The organism is Stutzerimonas stutzeri (assembly GCF_024448895.1).
Classification (GTDB): domain Bacteria; phylum Pseudomonadota; class Gammaproteobacteria; order Pseudomonadales; family Pseudomonadaceae; genus Stutzerimonas; species Stutzerimonas stutzeri_Q.
This window is the reverse complement of the sequence record NZ_JAMOIC010000006.1, coordinates 42,346-59,916: the sequence shown is the minus strand read 5'-3', so window position 1 is coordinate 59,916 and position 17,571 is coordinate 42,346. Positions and strand designations below refer to the sequence as shown.

Below are 17,571 nucleotides of genomic sequence, written 5' to 3'. Positions count from 1 at the left end.
GGCTGCGTTCTCACATCTTTGCCAGGTCGAGGTTGAGCAGCTTGCCCATCTCGCGGATGACGTCGTAGTCGGCATCGGAGATCGCCACAAAACCTTCGGCCTTGAAGTTCTTGAGCACCTCCGGATCCTTGAGATCGATGAATGCGGCTCGCACACTGGCCTTGAGTTCGTCCGTCAGGTTGGAACGCATGGCCCATGGATACTGCGGGTACTCCTTGCTATATCCCAGAACCTTGACCTTCTTCGGCTCGATCAGCCCTTTGCTTACCACGTGATTGAAGATGACTTCCGATAGTCCGCCTGCGTCGGCATTGCCATTGGCAACGTTTACCGCTACGGCGTCATGGGTGCCAACGAAGTGCTGCTCGTAGTCGCTGCCTGCCGTCATGCCCGCCTCAAGTAGGAGGGTCTTGGGAATCAGGTGACTCGACGTCGAGGCTCGGTCGCCATAAGCGACCTTCTTGCCCTTAACGTCGGCGTATGTGTCGATGCCCGAATCTGCATTGGCGATCACGACTGATCGATAGGTTGGTTTGCCGTCGGTGACCATGGCTGCAAACGGCTCGATGTCACTCTTGGTTTTGGCCAGGACGTAGGACAGGGGCCCAAAGTACGCAAGGTCGATACGGCCGAAACGCATTGCCTCGATCATTGAGGAGTAGTCGGTGGTGACGATCAGCTGCACCTTGCGGTTGAGCGTCTGCTCGAGATAGTCCTTCAGCGGCTGGTTTCGCTTGATCAGCTCCGATGCGTTTTCATCAGGCAGCAACGCGACCTTCAGGGTTTCGGGGTCCGAATCAGCGGCAATGGCGGGCAGGCAAAGGCCGAGTGCAACGCCTGCGGTTACGAGTAAGCGTTTTATAAAGTTCATCGGGTCAACTCCAGGTTAGCCACGCGGCGAGCGGGTGGGTCGTAGGGGGAGGCTGCTTGTTGATGCGCATTGCCGGGTGCGGTGCGGTAGATGCGCGAGTAGTCGGTGTCGCTCAAACAATCTGGCGGGCCGTCGAACACCACCTGGGCGTCGGCGAGCCCGACGATCCGGTCTGAAAACCGCTTTGCATATTCGATTTGGTGAAGCGAGATCACCGCAGTGATGCCGTCCTCGCGACAGATGTCACGAAGCAATCCGAGGACCGTTTCCGAGGTGGCTGGATCCAGACTGGCGACGGGCTCATCGGCAAGGATGATGCTCGGCTTCTGGGCCAACGCCCGCGCGATACCCACACGCTGCTGTTGACCCCCTGAGAGCTGGTCGACTCGGCTCAGGGCTTTGTCGGCCAGACCCACACGGTCCAGGCAGTGAAGCGCCAGTTCCATGTCATGTCGGGGGAGCGGAAAGAGGGTGCGCCAGGTGCCGTGATGGGCGAGACGGCCAGTAAGGGCGTTTGCCAGCGCACTGTGGCGCTCGATCAGATGGTGCTGCTGAAACACCATGGCTGTCTGGCGACGATGGGCGCGAAGCGATCGCGCCGAATCGAGGCGGCCGTGCTCTCGTGAGATGACCTGACCGGACGTGGGCCGAACCAGGTGATTCAAAGTGCGCAACAGGGTCGACTTGCCGGCGCCGGACAAGCCAAGTAGGACAGTGAACTCGCCGCAGTGGAAGTCAATCGACGTTGCCTTGAGTGCGACCACCCCTCTTGGATAGGTAACGCCCAGATCGCTGACCTGCAATATCGCTTCGCCTGGGTCGTACTGGCTCATAGATTACCCTTCGTGATTAAGCGTGCTTTGAAATCACACTTTGCAATCACGCTATGCGCACCCCATGACGGAGCTGTTACCTGCCTGTGAATGATTTATTTCGCGCGCGGCCCTGGGATACTAGCGTTCGCAGTGGGCCACGGCCTCAGACTGTTAGGACGTAGTGCAGCGGTACAACGCCGGGGGTGCAATCGCGGTTTTATGGCTCACTCATGGCGAGGCCATCGCTGGGGTGCGTGCTCGAAGCACGATAGTGAGAGACCTTCGACGGCTATCACAAAGGCGCAGCAATCTTGCTGCTACATAAGCAAGAAGTTGGCAGCATAGGTTCTGGAGACATTCGCCGCGATGCGCGTATGGTTTCCTCTATCTACGCACGGCGAATCTGGCCAACTGGCCCTGGCTACGCGTGTCGTTTGCTCGCTCAAAAGGCTGAGCCTAATCACCATAAGCAAGGACGCAACGATGGGATATCTCGTACTTACTCGTACCGAAGGCGAGCGAATTACACTTCGGGTTCAGCCCGGCACAGACGCCGATGATCTACTCGCGCAGTTATTGCTCGATGGGATCACAATCCGTGTCGGTCACCTGAAGAGCGGCCAGGTGAAGATCGGTATTGAAGCGCCGGAAGATCTTCAAATCCTTAGAGCCGAGCTGGAAGATCGCTGAAACCAGGGCGCCGCTGCCATTCGTGAGTTGGGCGACCGCGTTTAGCCGCTGTCAGCATGCGACAACAAGACAATCGATGGCTTACTCGATCGAGCGGATCAGGTGCTATCCGCACCGCTTCGAGCCTGGCCAGTCGACTACGGCATGCGTGGGCCCTGAATGAACCACCTGGGTAAAGCACTGGTAGGGCGGCGAGCTACCCTAACGGCGCCGTCATACATTCAGCGTCGCCTCTAGTTGTCCAAAGAGGCGTTTGTCCAGCTTTTTCACTACATTTATTTCTTAAAAAGTCGTTGACACAAATTCTTATGCACATTCCGCTAGCAGGTTGGTTTGCAGCCGCGACAATTTCGTAGATGCACTTCATGTTTTCTTAAGTAGCTGATTAATAACGCGTTATTGCAGCTGCGCAAAATCTCGCCGATCTGATGCGAACCCACGCCGGCCGGGCGATTGGACGTGTCATCCCATATCTATTAACAGCTTTATCCACAGCTTCTGGGGATAACCTTTCAAAGCTAGACACTAAGCGCGTTTCAGCCGCATTACACGGCCCTCAATAAGCGTTGAGACATGAATCCAATCGGATTCTGTACCTTCAAGGACATTGGGAAAGATCTACTCGCGCCACATACTTGTTGCCATGCCCCATTACACAGGCTACGCGCTGATTGCGGGCCAGCTCCCAGGATTCGGGTGGGTAGGTTTTGCTCCAGGCCGAAAAGAGCTGCCGATCCTGTCTGGATAAACGCAGCGAATAACGGTCAGCCATGTAGAAGTAGGTGCGGGCGATCATGCCGCGTACCTTTTGGCGAGGCATCGCCCTGCGCGCCTTGAAGTCTACGACCATGGGGCAGGCGCCATATTGGGTGGGCTGCTGTGGAAGCCAGGCGAAGCTGTAGTTGCTCCGATCGCCGTTCACCTCGCCGATGCTAGGTACAAGGTTGTGCAGATCGGCTTCGGCCACCCGATAGGTTGCGTCGGTCTTCGAGCAGTTTGGCCGTCCACCTTTTTGCCAGCACTGGCGTTGATGGCCAATGACCCAGGCCGGGACGATGTGCTCCCATTCGATTCGAGCGGCGCGCTGGGCATTCTTGCGCGGAACATAGCCGCAGCTCTGAAGGTCGGCCTTTTTTCCCGTAAAGCTGCAACCGCAGTAGAACTCGGGATTGCCGGCGTAAAGCTTCCAGGCGACCTTCTTCGCCTCGGCGAAGGTTCGAGGCGCTTCAGCAAAGGCACTGACAGAAAATAGCAAAAACAGGAAAGACAGCAGTAGGCAGAGGCGAGGCATTCGCACATCCTTGGCGCAGGGACTTTATCTGTATAAATATACAGCTATCGAGCTATGACGGCCATGATTGGTCGCTCGACCGTGCTGTAAAGCCGAGCTCACCTCATCTCGCCATGAGCCGCCCTATGGAAGCGTTGGCGTTGCTGCGGATTTGTCTCCGCGCACATATGCAACTTATTGGGCCAAACCGGCGATCCCGAGCGGCTTATACGTCGGTTATCAACGTACGCTCAGGCACTCGTTGCACTGGCTAATGAGCGAGCTAGGTGTGGTGGGTTCGTTCGATTAAATAGAACATAGCGTTCGAAAATAGCCAGCTATTTAGTCAAGATGCAAAAGGGCATGATTTCTCCATTGCGGCTCACCACAGGGGTGGCCCAGTTAGAGGAACTCGCCATGACACAGTCAATCGCACTCAACAGCACGACCAACAGCGCCACAGTTTTCTCCACTTCGGCGGCTGTGGTGGGTCGCATTTTCCTGAGCGCCATCTTCATTCTTTCCGGCGTCTCGAAGATCACAGCGCCAGCCGGGATGATCGGCTACATCGAGTCGGTCGGCCTGCCGTTTCCAACCTTAGCGCTCGCACTTGCCATTCTCGTTGAAGTTGCTGGTGGTGTTGCGCTGATACTTGGCTACCGCACCCGCCTCGTGGCCGCCGGCCTCGCTGCCTTCACGGTGGTAACAGCGCTCGCGTTCCATAACCAGTTGGGCGACCAGAACCAGTTCATCCACTTCTTCAAGAACATTGCCATGGCCGGTGGGCTGTTGCAGGTCTTAGCCTTCGGCGCTGGGCGCTTCAGCCTGGACGCGCGTCGCGGTTAACTCTTAGAGGCGCTGCGCAAAAGGTGAGGGCTACACATCCGCGGCAAGTGGGTGCTCGTTGCCAGCCGGCGCACTTCAGGCAAAAAGAAAAGCCGGGCATTGCCCGGCTTTTTTGTGCCCGCAAATTCGCAGTAGCTAAGTCAGATGGCCAACAGCGGTGTGCCCGATTTTCGGTGATGCTGGACCTGTCCGTTCAGACAGGAGTTGCGCTCAACGCCCGTTACATTAAGACCGACTATTCCTTGCACGACGCGCCGTCACCTCGAGACAATTCGAGGCCTACCGGCACGCAAGCCGACCGTGTGGCCGCTCCTTTGATGGATGGCTGCTATGCCAACTTCGAGTGCCGCCTGATCGACGACCGGCAGATTGACGAGGGCGAGCTGCTCATCTAGAGATCGTCAAGGCGTATGTGGCGCCTGCGGTTACCGAACTGGAAACCCTGCAGGACCGCGGCCAGGACCAGTTTCGGGTTGCCGGTCGTGTTCTCGATTACAGCAACCCGCTCAAGCCCCAGAAACTCTAGCCGCGGTCAGGGTTGCGATAAGCAGTCGGCGTGACGCCTATCTCTCGCCGGAACACCTGCGAGAAATGACTCGGGCTCGAATAGCCGACTGCCATGCCAATATCGATCACACTTTGGTCGGTGTCTAGCAAGAGCTGTCGGGCTCGAGCCATGCGCAGGCGGATGAAGTACCGCGAGGGCGACACGCCGGTTGCTCGCTTGAAGAGCCTGCTGAAGTGGTATTCGCTCAGTTGCGCAGCCTTAGCCAGCTCCACCAGAGAAAACTCGTTCGCCAGGTGGCCGTGCATCTGGTCGATAACCCGACGCAGCTTGTAGGCTTGCAGTGCGTTGCTACGCCGCATTGTCGACGCAGGATCACGGTAGGAGCGAATCAGGTGGACCGTCAGCGCCTGGGCCAGGCTCTGAACGAAAAGAGGGCTGGGCTCGCGTCGCTCTATGAGCTCAACGCGTAGTTGCTCGAGCAGCATGCGCACCAGCTCGTCGTGGCCGCCGGAGACATCGAGAAAGTTGGCGGGCTCAGCCTGACTGCCCAGCAGATCGCGCGTGGCCTGATCGACCAGCGAATGGGCGAGGTAGAGATGCATCACCTCAAAGGTGTCGCCGCCTCGGGTTTGCCAGCGCATTTCGTAGGGTAGGGCAGAGCTGGTGAGATAAAAGTCGCCGACCTCGACATCGGCCGACTTCCACTCGCCACCCAAGGCACGCTCCTCTACGGTGGCTGCGCCCGACAGCACCATCACAAGCAGTGGCTCAGCTACGGCAGGCACAAGGATGGGCTCGGTGATGCTGTGGTGCGTGAACAGCTGCAGCACCACGTCCTTAAAGCCAGCACGCCGCGGCAGCGCAATGTGTTCGCTCGGCAGGTACTGAAGCATGGACTCGGCGCAAATCCTGCCGGCGTGAATACGTTCCGCGTGGAGATGTCCGTTGGAAATCTGTTCGACGGAGCGGAGCATGGCGTCAGCAGGGCGATCGGCAGTGTCGGATCGATTCACAAGGGGCATCATCCACAAGCCCTCAGGCAAGGGCGGCGGTCGATAGGGTAGCGCAGGGAGGCGTAGCAGCAAGGTCCGGAATCAGCTGATCACAGATGCGTAAGTTCTCGCCTGCACGCAGGAACCAGCCCACATGGCCCACCACCTGTTCGAGTTCAACCAGCTGAGGCGGATGTCCGAGCGTTGGCGCAAAAGGCAGCTCCCACTTGTTCTTTGAATCGTTCGATCAGCCACCGCGCTGCCGGGCCAGGCGGCGTGTCGGTGCGGTAGATGACGTCAAAAAGATAGTCGCCGCCAGCGCAATCGGGGAGGTCCAGGCATACAAGCCGCCCGCTGACCAGATCGTCACGAACCATCGGTTCGGGCATGTTCCCCCAGCCTATGCCCTCGCGGAGCAGCATGTGCTTTGCGCCCAGATCCGCCAGCTTCCAGGTCCGTGTCCCGACCACGGCGAATTCCTGATCACCCGTTAACTTGGAGCGATCGGTAAGCACCAGTTGCACATGCCCTCGTCCTGCGCCTGGCTCATGCAGGCCGGCAGCGGCCAGTGGATGCGTCGGCGCCGCCACGGGAATCAGCGCGACCTTGCCTGCGCCGATACGCTCGATCCCGTCAATGCTCATAGTGAGCGGGCCGCTGACACCCAGCGTCGCACTCCGATCGAGCACACGCTGGGTCACTGCGCCCAACGCTTCGATATGCAGGTGCAGAGAGACCGTCGGGAATTGCTCGCGGAATGCCTTGAGTGCATCCACCACGCGCTCGCTCGGGAGCATCACATCCAGCACCAGATGCACTTCAGCCTCAAGCCCATGCAGCAAGCCGCGGACCTTTGCGCGTAGACCGTCGATGCCGCTATAGATAGTGCGAGCCTCGGCCAACACGGCGCGTCCGGCGTCGGTCAGCTGCGGTTTGCGGGTGGTCTTGCGGTCGAACAGGCTGACGCCCAGCTGCATTTCGAGGTTGGCGATCGAATAGCTCACAACGGAGGTGGCGCGATGCAGCTTGCGTGCGGCTCCGGCAAAACTGCCGACGTCTACCACCGTCAGAAACACGCGCAGCTGGTCCAGAGTCGGGGTGCCGGGACCGGAGATCATTTCTAATTCCTCGAACGTTTCGGCGCATATTATCCGGGTTTTGCTGAAAAGCTAGCGGGCCTAGAGTGGCCTTACATTCATTCAGCCGCTCAGCGAGACCCGACATGACCCTTCACACCGCAGCCTTCTCGATCGAACAGATCATCCTGCCCAACGTGCGTGACATCGGCGGCTTCGATGTCCGCCGTGCGCTCCCGTCAGCGCAACGTCGCATGGTCGGGCCCTTCGTTTTCCTCGACAGCTTTGGGCCCGTGGTCTTTGGCTCGGGACAGGGCCTGGACACCCGTCCGCATCCGCACATCGGATTGGCCACGGTCAGCTATCTGCTTCAAGGTGAAATGCTCCATCGCGACAGCGCAGGCCACACTCAACAGTTGCAGGCTGGCGAGGTGAATCTGATGGTCGCGGGCCGCGGTATCGTTCACTCCGAGCGTTCCAGCGACCCGGTGCGTGCCAGCGGCGGCACGTTGATGGGCCTACAGGCATGGGTGGCGTTGCCCGAAGCGCATGAAGAAGCCGAGCCGGGCTTCCAGCACTTGACCGCGCCCTTGCTGCCGACGATAGAGGGCGACGGTGTCTCGTTGCGTTTGCTTGCAGGCTCGCTCGAAGGCCTGCGCGCCTCGACCCGCACGTTTTCGGACCTGTTCTATGCAGACCTGCAATTGCAGGCCGGCGCGCGTTATCACCTGTCTGCCGAGCACATCGAGCGCGCCCTCTACGTGGTCAGCGGTGAGGTGGAGGTGGTCGGTCAGGCTGGTCGTTTCGGTGCGGATCAGCTGGTGGTGCTCCGGCCGGGCAGCGACGTCACCATCCGTGCACTCAAAGGCGCAAGGCTGATGTTGCTCGGTGGCGAGCCGCTCGATGGGCCTCGCCATATCTATTGGAACTTCGTCTCCAGCCGTCAGGACCGAATACTCCAGGCGGCTGATGATTGGCGCGCGCGTCGATTTCCAGATGTGCCTGGTGATGACGACTACATACCGCTCCCCGATACCGGGTCACGCTGGCGCTTCAAGTAATGCCCAGGCCATCACCCTGTGGGTTCCGTCGTTGTCGCCAACCGTTGATCCCGATGGTGCCGAACAAATGTGGCTCGATCTCTGAGCCTCAGGGCCTCGTTCGCCATGTGACCATCCCTGAAGTCTCCCAAGTCCCACGCCCAAGAACATTGCAGCCATGAATATTTCGTATCGTTTTTTTGTAATTGCGGCGGCACTGCTCACTAACGGCATGTCGATACTGGGTGTCGCTGACGATTCCGCAGGCGGGGTTGCCCGGGCATTCGAATGCAAAAGCGCCATTGCCAGGAGCTCAGAGATTGCGCAGGCAAAAGAGCTTGCTGACACGCCGCTTTCATTAAATCGCAAAACCCCGACAGCCCGGGCAAGCTTCCAAAGGCAATCACTACATGGCTACGAGACAGTAGGGCCGTCATCAACGACGGCACCCCGAAGGGTGCAGGCCGGGCGAATGTCTCGCTCGGTTCCGACTCTGGAGGAAACACCATGGCTGATATCAAGAACAACGTCCCGCAAGAAGTTGAAGGCAAGGCCGCACTTGTCACCGGTGCTGCCAGCGGCATCGGTAGAGCCATCGCACTGATGCTGCATGCACGTGGCGCAATGGTCATTGCGGAGGACCTGAATCCGGCTGTCGAAGAGCTGGCTCGGCCCGGACTGGTTCCACTGGTGGCCGACATCACCGCGGATGGTGCAGCCGAGCATGCCGTCGCCCTGGCGGTTGATCGGTTCGGCCGGCTCGACATACTTGTGAATAACGCGGGGACCATCATCAACAAGCTGGTGGTCGACATGACCCGCGAGGATTGGGAGCGCATCCAGGCCGTCAACGCGACGGCAGCATTCCTGCATTGCCGTGAAGCGGTCAAAGTGATGATGCCAAACAGGTCCGGCGCCATCGTCAACATCGCGTCCTACGCGTCGTACTTCGCCTTCCCGACCATCGCGGCCTACACCGCATCCAAAGGCGCCCTGGCCCAGCTGACGCGCACGCTTGCGCTCGAAGCAATCGAGCATGGCATCCGCGTCAACGCCATCGGAGTGGGCGATGTGGTCACCAACATTCTCAATGACGTGGTGGAGGATGGTCCAGGCTTCCTGGCCCAGCATGGTGAAGGCGCGCCGATCGGCCGCGCCGCACAGCCGGAAGAAATTGCCGAAGTGGTCGCCTTCTTGGCCTCGGAGCGTGCGAGCTTCATGGTTGGCTCCGTGGTCATGGCCGATGGTGGCATGACCGTTACCGCTGGCTGAATTAGGGACAGTGTATTGGGGGGCGCGCGCCTAGTGCATGCGCTGAAGCCGTTCAGTTCGTAATAATGTTGTTGCCTAGCAGGCTGCCCCACCCCTCCAAATGACCGTTCGTCAGCGTGGCTTAAGCTGATGGCTTTTTGGTGAACTTGTGCCATCACTGGCAGCTCATACACACGCTGCTTATGCCTGCCTCACACGGGCACGCAAAGTCGGCACCGCAATTGGCTGGCTCGTCCAACGCGCGGTGGCAAGGGATTCGCACAGCATCGGGACGGTGCCAGGAATTTGCTGCAGGACGCGGCACAAGGAAAATGGATAACGAGTAAACCCGCTTCGGCGGGTTTTTTTTGCGCGCAGATCTCGATGCACAACGACGACCAGAGCAAGGAGCGCTTCCGACAGGTTAGATTCATCCGGTGGACGATGTCGTCTGGAGCAGGATTGGACGGGTCGGAAAATAAAAAACCGCGCCATGAGCGCGGTAAATGATCGGCCGGTTTGAGAGGGACGACCGTTCAGGTCGATGATAGGACAGAGGGTGGGAGGGCGAGCGCTCGCCGGTGGGCGCTGGTTCACAAATATCCATGTGGGCAGGCCAATTCTGTTGGCCCGCAGCGAGCTCGCACAAAGGTGCGAGGTACCCAGAGTCGCGGCGCATTGAACATTGGGCCTGGTGGGCCCGCAGCCACCGGCTCAGTGGCAGGCCAAATGCGATCAGCGCAAGCGCTGGAACATCCTTGCTAACGGCGAATGGTGAGCCCAATGACTCGAGAAACGACGAGGGCGACATACATCAACCCTGCAATCTCTTCAAGCATGACCAAAGAGCGAGCAGCGGAGCGTATGGGTAGGATGTCCCCTAGCCCGACGCCGGACAGTATGGTCACGCTGAGAAATAGCAGTTCAACCCAACTGCGTGGTTCATCGGGCTGTAGCTGCGCAACAAAACTGCCTGGAGCAAGAAGCTGGCATGCTGCATAGGTGTAGGCGAAGGCCCATGCGAGCAGCGTGAACGTTGCACCTACCGCGAACAGTTCATCGGTCGTGGTGCGCTCGTCCTCCATCATGTAGCCAATAAGACCTGCAGTTGCGTAAAAGTAGAATCCCGCTTCGAGCACAACCAGCACCAGGCGCAGTTCCGGCACTGCTACCAGCTCCGCTGTCACCGTCAGTACAAGGATGGCGGCTGCAAGCACGAATGCCACCGAATGAATCGTCGGGCTGCGATTGACGATGCGCAGCGCTGCAACCAGCACCACCACGCCGAATGCCCCGAAGGCAGCGCGCCCAAGCGGTGTGTCTTCCATGAATGGATAATCACCTCGATCTCGAGACTTCCAAACTGGATAACAGCCTGACCTCAGGCGCCGAAAGCGGCATCGAGGGGCGGTCGATGCGCCTGGCCGTTGACAGCGTTATCAACCGGTCCGGGGCCATTCGGGCAGACGAATCAATTGAGATCGGTGCCAGCCAGTCCGTCGACAACGACAGCGGTCTTATCTCGGGAGGCACGCAGCTGAAGGTCAGTGACCGCGACCCCAGCTTGCAGCGCCTGTCGGTATCGAACACCGGCGGAACCCTGATAGCAGGCAATCTCCTATCGCTCAACGCCGCCTACTTCTCGGGTACCGGCCGGGCCTTGAGCCTGGGTGACCTGACATTCCGCAGCCACAATGGGTTGACCAATAGCGGTCAGTTTCAGGCGAACAATGTGCTTGATCTGGCTGTTGGCGGCGACATAACCAACAGCGGCAGCTTGGTGGCTGGTACCACTCTGCTGCTTAGCGCCAAATCCCTGAACAACCTTGTCAGCGGGGAAATCAGCGCGGCACAGGCGAGCGTAGAAGCCAGTGACTCGCTCGTTAACCGGGGCCTAATCGATGGCCAGCGCGTACGGCTGCAAGCCAATGCGTTAACCAACCTCGGGACTGGAAGGCTGTACGCCGATCAGCTCTCCATTGAGGCAGCTAACCTTGTAAACAGCGACGAGAATGGCCGTGCGGCTGTCATTGCCGCGAGGGACGAACTCAATATTGGCGCCGACGTGCTTAGCAATCGCGAACAGTCGCTGATCTTCAGCGCCGGGGATCTGTCGATCGGAAAGACGCTGACGGCCGATGGGAAGGCGCAGGGGCGTGTCCAGTGGCTCCATAACGCGAGCGCTACGATTGAGTCGATCGGCAACCTGTCCATAGATGTGCAGAGTATCCGCAACACCAACGAGCACTTCAGTACTCGCATTGCCGAGGTCAGCCGAGAGGCGGTACAGGAGTACCAGCTCTCCGGATCATCCAATCGCTACTCCAAAGACCAAATCACGCTAACCCATGACGAGGTGGATTACCTTCACACGCCTGACGGGAGCGACGATACCTGGAATCGATACGACTACACGCGCGTCATTCAAGAGACGCAAATAGTATCCTCGGCCCCTGCGCAGATTCTGTCGGGTGGCAACCTGCTGATCAAGTCAGGAGATGTACTTAACGACAACAGTCGGATCATTGCCGGCGGTTTGCTGCAGGGCCACATTGATCAGCTGACCAACACCGAGCTGCAAGGTGAGCGCGTCATTGCAGATGAAGGCTCGGTCACCAATTTCTACCGCAAGAAGAAAAAGGGACGCGATGACCAGGGTAGTAGTCGTGCGGCTTATACGCCGGCGCCTGTAATCCAATCGATATCCCTGTCGCCCACCGTCTACCAACAGACTGCCAACGTGGTCGGTACCGGCACGTCGGTGGCCGGACACGGTAGCCAGCAAGTAGCCCAGCAGGTCGCCACAACCGGCGCACTGACCGCAAATGCCGGTGGAATGCATCATGTCGGATCGATCATCGAGGTTGCCGCTCAATCATCCGAGCAAGGAAGTGCTGTTCCAGAGCATGTTCGCACCGGCGGATACTCGGTAAGTCTGCCCACCAGCAGCTTGTTCAAAACCAACCCGAGCGCACGCACCGGTTTCCTGATTGAAACCGATCCCAAGTTCGCAAGCTATCGGACCTGGTTGTCCTCCGACTACATGCTGGACCGGCTTAAAATCGATCCGGCGCAGAGCCAGCTTCGTCTTGGCGATGGTTTCTATGAGCAGAGACTTGTTCGCGAGCAGATCGCGCAATTGACTGGGCGGCGCTTCCTGGAGGGCTATGCAAGCGACGAGCAGCAGTATCGATCGCTGATAGACAATGCCGTTACCGTCGCGAGCGAGTGGCAGCTCGTCCCAGGCATTGCACTGACGGCTGAGCAAATGGCGTCGCTCACCAGCGACATCGTTTGGCTAGTCGAGCAGCCGGTAACGCTTCCCTCCGGAGAAGTCAGGACCGTCCTGGTACCTCAGGTCTATGTTCGCGTGAAAGAGGGTGATCTTGACGGTTCAGGCGCCTTGATTGCCGGCCAGCAGCTCAACCTGGACATCAGCGGTGATGTGATCAACAGCGGTAGCCTGGCTGGCCGCAGCGTCATGTCGTTGACTGCACAGAATATCGACAACCTCGGTGGACGCATCCAGGCTGACAATGCATCGGTTCAAGCACGTGAGAACCTCAATAACCTCGGCGGGCTGATCGGCGCGGTGGATTCGCTGTCCCTTAGCGCAGGACAGGACATCACTGTTGCGTCCACTACCCATGAGAGCTCAGGCGCTCAAGGAAGCCGGACGAACCTGTCCCGGGTGGCAGGGCTCTTCGTCAGTGGCGCCAACGGCACCATGAAGGTCAGTGCAGGCAACGATGTCAATCTCGATGCAGCGCAGGTCGTCAACGCCGGCGACGGCCAAACGGCAATTGGTGCTGGTCGAGACATCAACCTGGGGACGGTTTCAGAGGCGCACGAGCAATCCATCGCCTGGAACGCCAGCAACTGGCGTAAAGATGCCAGCCGAACGGAGGTCGGCTCTGTCATTCAGTCTACCGGCGACCTTCAGCTGAGCGCCGGTCAAGACATCAACGCCCGTGGCGCAGATGTAACAAGCGACAAAGGGATGGTACTGGCTGACGCGCAGCGTGACATCAATCTCACTGAGGCCGAGAACTACCAGTTCGCCGACGAGGCGCACAAGTTCAAGGGCAAGAGTGGATTGTTCTCAAGCAAGACCACGACGACCCGAGACACCGTCACCCAGACCCTGGTGGCCGGCTCTACCGTCAGTGGTGAGCAAACGTACCTGCAGGCCGGTCGAGACATCAACGTGCGCGGCAGCAATGTGGTTTCCACGCAACAGACGATCCTGGTAGCTGACAACAACATCAATATTGAAGCGGCGGCCGACCGCGTCACCGAGCGTCACGACAAGACGGAGAAAAAGAGCGGCTTGTTCAGCGGTGGCGGCATCGCGGTCACGATCGGGAGCCAGCAGCAAAGCGTCGAAGATGAATCGACTCGGCGGACAGCGGTTGGCAGCACCATCGGCTCAACCGACGGCGATGTCTTGATTGCCGCTGGGAAAGATTATCGCCAGGTTGGCAGCCAGGTCGTCGCCCCCAGGGGCGATGTCGATATCAGCGCCGAGCGCATCGATATTCTCGAAGCACGCAATATCAGCGAGCGCGAACGTGAGACCAAGTTCAAGCAAGCAGGGGTGTCGATCACGATCACCAATCCGGTGATCAGTGCGATTCAAACTGCCGAGCAGATGAAGCAGGCATCGGATAAAACCGATAACAGCCGCATGCAAGCTTTGGCGCTGGCCACGACCGCGCTGTCTGCAAACAATGCTGCCACCGCCGTTGCCCAGAATCCGGCGCAAGTCGGGGGAGTTAACATCAGTATCTCCCTGGGTAGTCAAAAGAACGAAAACACCGTCACTCAGCGTACCGACACCTCCGCGGCTTCCACCGTTGCGGCGGGCAACGACGTGACGTTGAACGCCCGTGGCGCCGGCGATAACAGCTCCATCACCGTCCGTGGTAGCCAGATCAAAGCGGGGAACAACGCGACCCTCGTCTCAGAGGGCGATATCAATCTGCTCGCTGCTACAGACAGAGCTGAACAGCAGAGTGATAGCGAGGGAAGCAGTGCCAGCGTGGGAATCGGGATCTCCTTTGGCGGTAGCCAGAACGGCATTTCCTTCAACCTGGGTGTATCTGCTAATCGAGGCGAAAGCGACGGGGAAGACGTTACCCATACAAACGCGCGGGTCGATGCCGGGAACACGCTGGCATTGATATCTGGTCGAGACACGAATCTTAAAGGCGCCGTGGCGACAGGCAAGCAGGTTATTGCCGACGTCGGGCGCGACCTGAATATCGAGAGTCTGCAGGACACCAGCACCTATACGGTCGATGAGAAGAGCATGAGCGTCGGTGTGAGCCTATGTATCCCGCCGTTCTGCTATGGCGCGAGTTCCGTATCCGGAAATGTCGGTAAAACAGACATCAATTCCGAGTTTGCAAGCGTCACCGAGCAGTCCGGCATCCGGGCGGGTGATGACGGATTCCAGATCCGCGTGGGTGGCAATACCGACCTGGTAGGCGCGGTCATCACCAGCTCTGAAAAGGCCATCCAGGACGGTCGGAACACGCTCAGTACGGCCACGCTGACGACCCGCGAGATTGAGAACGGGGCGAAATACAGCGGTAGCAGCATCAGCCTGGGTGGCGGGTATGGCGCAACCGTTGGCAAGGATCAGCAAGGCAATGCACAGGCGGGCAGCGCCCAAACGCCAGGTACGACATTGCCAAGCGAAGCCGGAGTCAGCTCGACCCTGCCAGTAGTCATTGGTGCACGTGACAGCGCCAGCAGCACCACGCGCAGCGGCATCAGCGGGGCGGTCATTGAAATCAGGGACGAGGCCGGCCAGCAAGCGTTGACAGGCTCGACCGCCGAGCAAACGGTCGCATCGCTGAATCGCGACGTGTCGAGTGACCGTGATACGTCGAATGCACTCAAGCCCATCTTCAATGAGGAAGAAATTCGAACCGGGTTCCAGATCGTTGGGGCGCTTACCAACGAGGTCGGCACCCTGTTGACCAACAAAGCAAACGAGGTTGACGAGAAACGTCGCGCTGCAGACAAAGCGGAAGCCGCGGCAATGAATCCGGATCTGACCAGCGAGCAGGCTCTCGCATTGCTGCAATCGGCCCAACAACTTAGAAAGGATGCCGCAGCAGTTGCTGACAATTGGGGGGCGGGCGGAACCTATCGCCAGGTCACCACAGCGCTTGTCGCCGCAGCGGGAGGAAACGTAAGCGCAAGTAATGGCGCGTTCATTCAAGGCTTGGTCGTCAATTACATACAGCAGCAGGGCGCCGGTTACATTGGGAAACTCGTTGAGGAAGGCACCTTGATCGAAGGATCCCTATCCCATGCTGCATTGCATGGCATCGTGGGATGCGCGGGCGCAGCGGCGAGCAGCCAGAGCTGTGGAAGCGGTGCGGCAGGCGCAGCCGCATCCAGCCTTCTCACCGGATTATTTTCCAACGCGAGCCCGGAGGAGAGTGAGACCCAACGCGAGGCAAAACGCAATCTCATTGCAAGCTTAGTCACCGGCCTTGCCGCGGCAGGTGACCTCGATGCAGCCGCTGCAAACGCCTCGGCCAGCGCAGCCATTGATAACAACTGGCTGGCGACTCAGCAGCTTGTGCAGGCGAAGAAGGAACTGAAAGAGGCAGAAGGGCGCCTGGATGAACTCCAGGTCTTGGCGAAATGGGCATTTATCAGCAAAAAGCAGGATTTGCTGACGCAGAGTGGCGTTGGCCTGGGCCTGGTTGAAGCGGGCTTCGACGATGTCCAGGGGCTGTCGCAGATGCTCATGCATCCGGTGGAGACCATCCAGGCGATCGGCAGGCTGATCAATGAGCCAGGCGCCTTGGCCGGTTACCCAGACGAGGTTAAGCAGCAGCTGCAAGCCAAGCTCGACCGCATTGAGCAAGCGCTGACGGTCGGGGGCGACGAGCATGCTGTGCAACTGGGCCGAGACATGGGTGAGCTGGTTTGGGATGTTGGCGGCATACTCACCGGTGTCGGTGGAATAGCGAAAGGCGGGGTCAAGCTCGCCAGCGTCGGCATCAAGCTGGGCCGAGACAGCCTGGAAAAAATGGCGGTAGATAGCTCCAAGCTGCTTAAGATCGAGGCCCCTAACCTGGCTGGTGGTGCAACAGGCGGTACTGCGAAAAGTCCAGGCTCAATCGGTGCTATAGCCGATAATGAAGCTGCAGGGTTTTCTTACTACGACCAGTTTAAGTTAGCTGACGGGGGGTGGGATTGGCCTAAAAACTTAGGGTTCGCAGAAGACCCGGTTAAAAACACGTTACCAGTTGGCACCAAACTGGACCGCTATGGTGGGCCTGATGGTTCATTTCTATCGCCTAAAGGAACGCCATTTGATGAGCGCGCATTAGCGCCCGGCTCAAAGGCTGGGGGATATTACGAATATGAAGTGCTAAAACCTTTGCCTGTGATTCAAGGGAAAATCGCCCCTGCATTCAATGAGCCAGGTGGTGGAATTCAAATTTTGCCGGCCCTTTCTGAGCGAGTTAACGTGCAATGGCTTATTGATAATCACTTTATAAAAGAGGTGCGGTAAAGTGGTCACTTCTATTCGCGAGTTACAATCCATAATCGACGAGCTTGGCGCAAGAATTGATGCGCCAAAACCGTTATTGATTATCCTGTCTGCCCCCGCAGATGATGGAGCACCTTACGTGGAGATTCACGAAAATAGCTTTAGTTATGTGTCTTCTGAACGAGGTTATGAAATATATCGTAAGTCCACTAGTTCCTTGGATGAACTGCTTTATTGGATTATGGCCAGAGCCGTGCGGCAGATGGCGGTTAAGTATGAGCTTGAAAATAGAGCGGGCGATTGTGATACAAGAAGGCTTTATTTTTCCAGATTTATACAGCTACTCGGCGAGATAAAGCCTGAGTGGGCGGAGCTAGCGAGGCTTGATATTGATGAAATACTAAAGTCTTCTCCATACATAGACAATTAAAAGGCCGAAGGGTAAGGATCCGACGCTCCTTACAATCCGCAACCGTCAGACATGAGTTTGAGTCTTTTTACTTGCACAAAAATACTTTTTCCACGAGATCGAGCTTAGGCCCGTCGCTGAAGTGCTTGGACCAACACGCTAATAGGCCAGAACCGATACCATCCATAGGGTAGACGGTAACAAAATCTCTAGGGTTGACAGTGTCGGTCGTGTCGATATCTACGGCGCTAACGCGGCCAGGCTACTCCGTACGGGTGGTC

The 17,571-nt window shown here is 58.3% G+C and carries 12 protein-coding genes and 1 pseudogene; 7 read left to right on the top strand and 6 right to left on the bottom strand.

Annotated features, from left to right (window positions below; translation table 11 throughout):
• Positions 1-10: 10 nt before the first annotated feature.
• Together phnD and phnC are read right to left on the bottom strand one after the other, a co-directional pair.
• Positions 11-871, bottom strand: coding sequence for a phosphate/phosphite/phosphonate ABC transporter substrate-binding protein (gene phnD / locus NA619_RS09085; protein ID WP_255961538.1), 861 nt, complete (start codon positions 869-871; stop codon positions 11-13).
• Entirely contained in the window at positions 868-1,704 is an 837-nt protein-coding gene (gene phnC / locus NA619_RS09080; protein ID WP_255961537.1) for a phosphonate ABC transporter ATP-binding protein, read from the bottom strand. The genes phnD and phnC overlap by 4 nt, the downstream gene beginning before the upstream one ends.
• A gap of 465 nt (positions 1,705-2,169) precedes the next feature.
• Here phnC and NA619_RS09075 point away from each other — a divergent pair, with 465 nt between their 5' ends.
• Positions 2,170-2,376 (top strand): carbon storage regulator, encoded by a 207-nt coding sequence (locus NA619_RS09075; protein WP_255961536.1) that lies wholly within the window; start codon positions 2,170-2,172, stop codon positions 2,374-2,376.
• Positions 2,377-2,974: 598 nt separating this feature from the next.
• Here the strand turns inward: NA619_RS09075 and NA619_RS09070 are convergent.
• Positions 2,975-3,667 carry an endonuclease gene (locus NA619_RS09070; RefSeq protein ID WP_255961535.1) on the bottom strand — a complete coding sequence of 231 codons (693 nt, stop codon included), beginning with the start codon at positions 3,665-3,667 and terminating at the stop codon, positions 2,975-2,977.
• 396 nt (positions 3,668-4,063) lie between these two features.
• On the opposite strand from NA619_RS09070, the gene NA619_RS09065 reads away from it, so the two are divergent.
• Both NA619_RS09065 and NA619_RS09060 read left to right on the top strand, forming a co-directional pair.
• The gene (locus tag NA619_RS09065; protein ID WP_255961534.1) at positions 4,064-4,492 is read left to right on the top strand and encodes a DoxX family protein; all 429 of its coding nucleotides are present in this window, start codon (positions 4,064-4,066) and stop codon (positions 4,490-4,492) included.
• Positions 4,493-4,668: 176 nt separating this feature from the next.
• Positions 4,669-4,887, top strand: a complete 219-nt coding sequence (locus NA619_RS09060; RefSeq protein WP_255961533.1) for a flavin reductase family protein — start codon at positions 4,669-4,671, stop codon at positions 4,885-4,887.
• A gap of 127 nt (positions 4,888-5,014) precedes the next feature.
• Here the strand turns inward: NA619_RS09060 and NA619_RS09055 are convergent, their stop codons facing one another.
• Together NA619_RS09055 and NA619_RS09050 are read right to left on the bottom strand one after the other, a co-directional pair.
• The gene (locus tag NA619_RS09055; RefSeq protein WP_255961753.1) at positions 5,015-5,893 is read right to left on the bottom strand and encodes a helix-turn-helix domain-containing protein; all 879 of its coding nucleotides are present in this window, start codon (positions 5,891-5,893) and stop codon (positions 5,015-5,017) included.
• 275 nt (positions 5,894-6,168) lie between these two features.
• Positions 6,169-7,110 (bottom strand): LysR family transcriptional regulator, encoded by a 942-nt coding sequence (locus NA619_RS09050; RefSeq protein WP_255961532.1) that lies wholly within the window; start codon positions 7,108-7,110, stop codon positions 6,169-6,171.
• A gap of 104 nt (positions 7,111-7,214) precedes the next feature.
• Here NA619_RS09050 and NA619_RS09045 point away from each other — a divergent pair, with 104 nt between their 5' ends.
• Positions 7,215-8,129 (top strand): pirin family protein, encoded by a 915-nt coding sequence (locus NA619_RS09045; RefSeq protein WP_255961531.1) that lies wholly within the window; start codon positions 7,215-7,217, stop codon positions 8,127-8,129.
• 486 nt (positions 8,130-8,615) lie between these two features.
• Positions 8,616-9,380 (top strand): SDR family NAD(P)-dependent oxidoreductase, encoded by a 765-nt coding sequence (locus NA619_RS09040; protein WP_255961530.1) that lies wholly within the window; start codon positions 8,616-8,618, stop codon positions 9,378-9,380.
• A 740-nt stretch (positions 9,381-10,120) separates the two neighbouring features.
• Here NA619_RS09040 and NA619_RS09035 read toward each other — a convergent pair.
• Positions 10,121-10,696, bottom strand: a pseudogene (locus NA619_RS09035) (ion channel); the annotation flags it as partial.
• Between NA619_RS09035 and NA619_RS09030 the strand changes: the two are divergent.
• Positions 10,690-16,902: a hemagglutinin repeat-containing protein gene (locus tag NA619_RS09030; protein ID WP_336605449.1), complete on the top strand. Its 6,213-nt coding sequence runs from the start codon at positions 10,690-10,692 to the stop codon at positions 16,900-16,902. The pseudogene NA619_RS09035 and the gene NA619_RS09030 overlap by 7 nt on opposite strands.
• A 1-nt stretch (position 16,903) precedes the next feature.
• The gene (locus tag NA619_RS09025) at positions 16,904-17,311 is read left to right on the top strand and encodes an Imm63 family immunity protein (RefSeq protein ID WP_255961529.1); all 408 of its coding nucleotides are present in this window, start codon (positions 16,904-16,906) and stop codon (positions 17,309-17,311) included.
• Positions 17,312-17,571: the final 260 nt, after the last annotated feature.

Bases quoted from the DNA above. Each gene is read 5' to 3' on its own strand.
- phnD (WP_255961538.1), bottom strand. From the start codon at position 871: ATGAACTTTATAAAACGCTTACTCGTAACCGCAGGCGTTGCACTCGGC.
- phnC (WP_255961537.1), bottom strand. From the start codon at position 1,704: ATGAGCCAGTACGACCCAGGCGAAGCGATATTGCAGGTCAGCGATCTG.
- NA619_RS09075 (WP_255961536.1), top strand. From the start codon at position 2,170: ATGGGATATCTCGTACTTACTCGTACCGAAGGCGAGCGAATTACACTT.
- NA619_RS09070 (WP_255961535.1), bottom strand. From the start codon at position 3,667: ATGCCTCGCCTCTGCCTACTGCTGTCTTTCCTGTTTTTGCTATTTTCT.
- NA619_RS09065 (WP_255961534.1), top strand. From the start codon at position 4,064: ATGACACAGTCAATCGCACTCAACAGCACGACCAACAGCGCCACAGTT.
- NA619_RS09060 (WP_255961533.1), top strand. From the start codon at position 4,669: ATGCTGGACCTGTCCGTTCAGACAGGAGTTGCGCTCAACGCCCGTTAC.
- NA619_RS09055 (WP_255961753.1), bottom strand. From the start codon at position 5,893: ATGCTTCAGTACCTGCCGAGCGAACACATTGCGCTGCCGCGGCGTGCT.
- NA619_RS09050 (WP_255961532.1), bottom strand. From the start codon at position 7,110: ATGATCTCCGGTCCCGGCACCCCGACTCTGGACCAGCTGCGCGTGTTT.
- NA619_RS09045 (WP_255961531.1), top strand. From the start codon at position 7,215: ATGACCCTTCACACCGCAGCCTTCTCGATCGAACAGATCATCCTGCCC.
- NA619_RS09040 (WP_255961530.1), top strand. From the start codon at position 8,616: ATGGCTGATATCAAGAACAACGTCCCGCAAGAAGTTGAAGGCAAGGCC.
- NA619_RS09030 (WP_336605449.1), top strand. From the start codon at position 10,690: ATGGATAATCACCTCGATCTCGAGACTTCCAAACTGGATAACAGCCTG.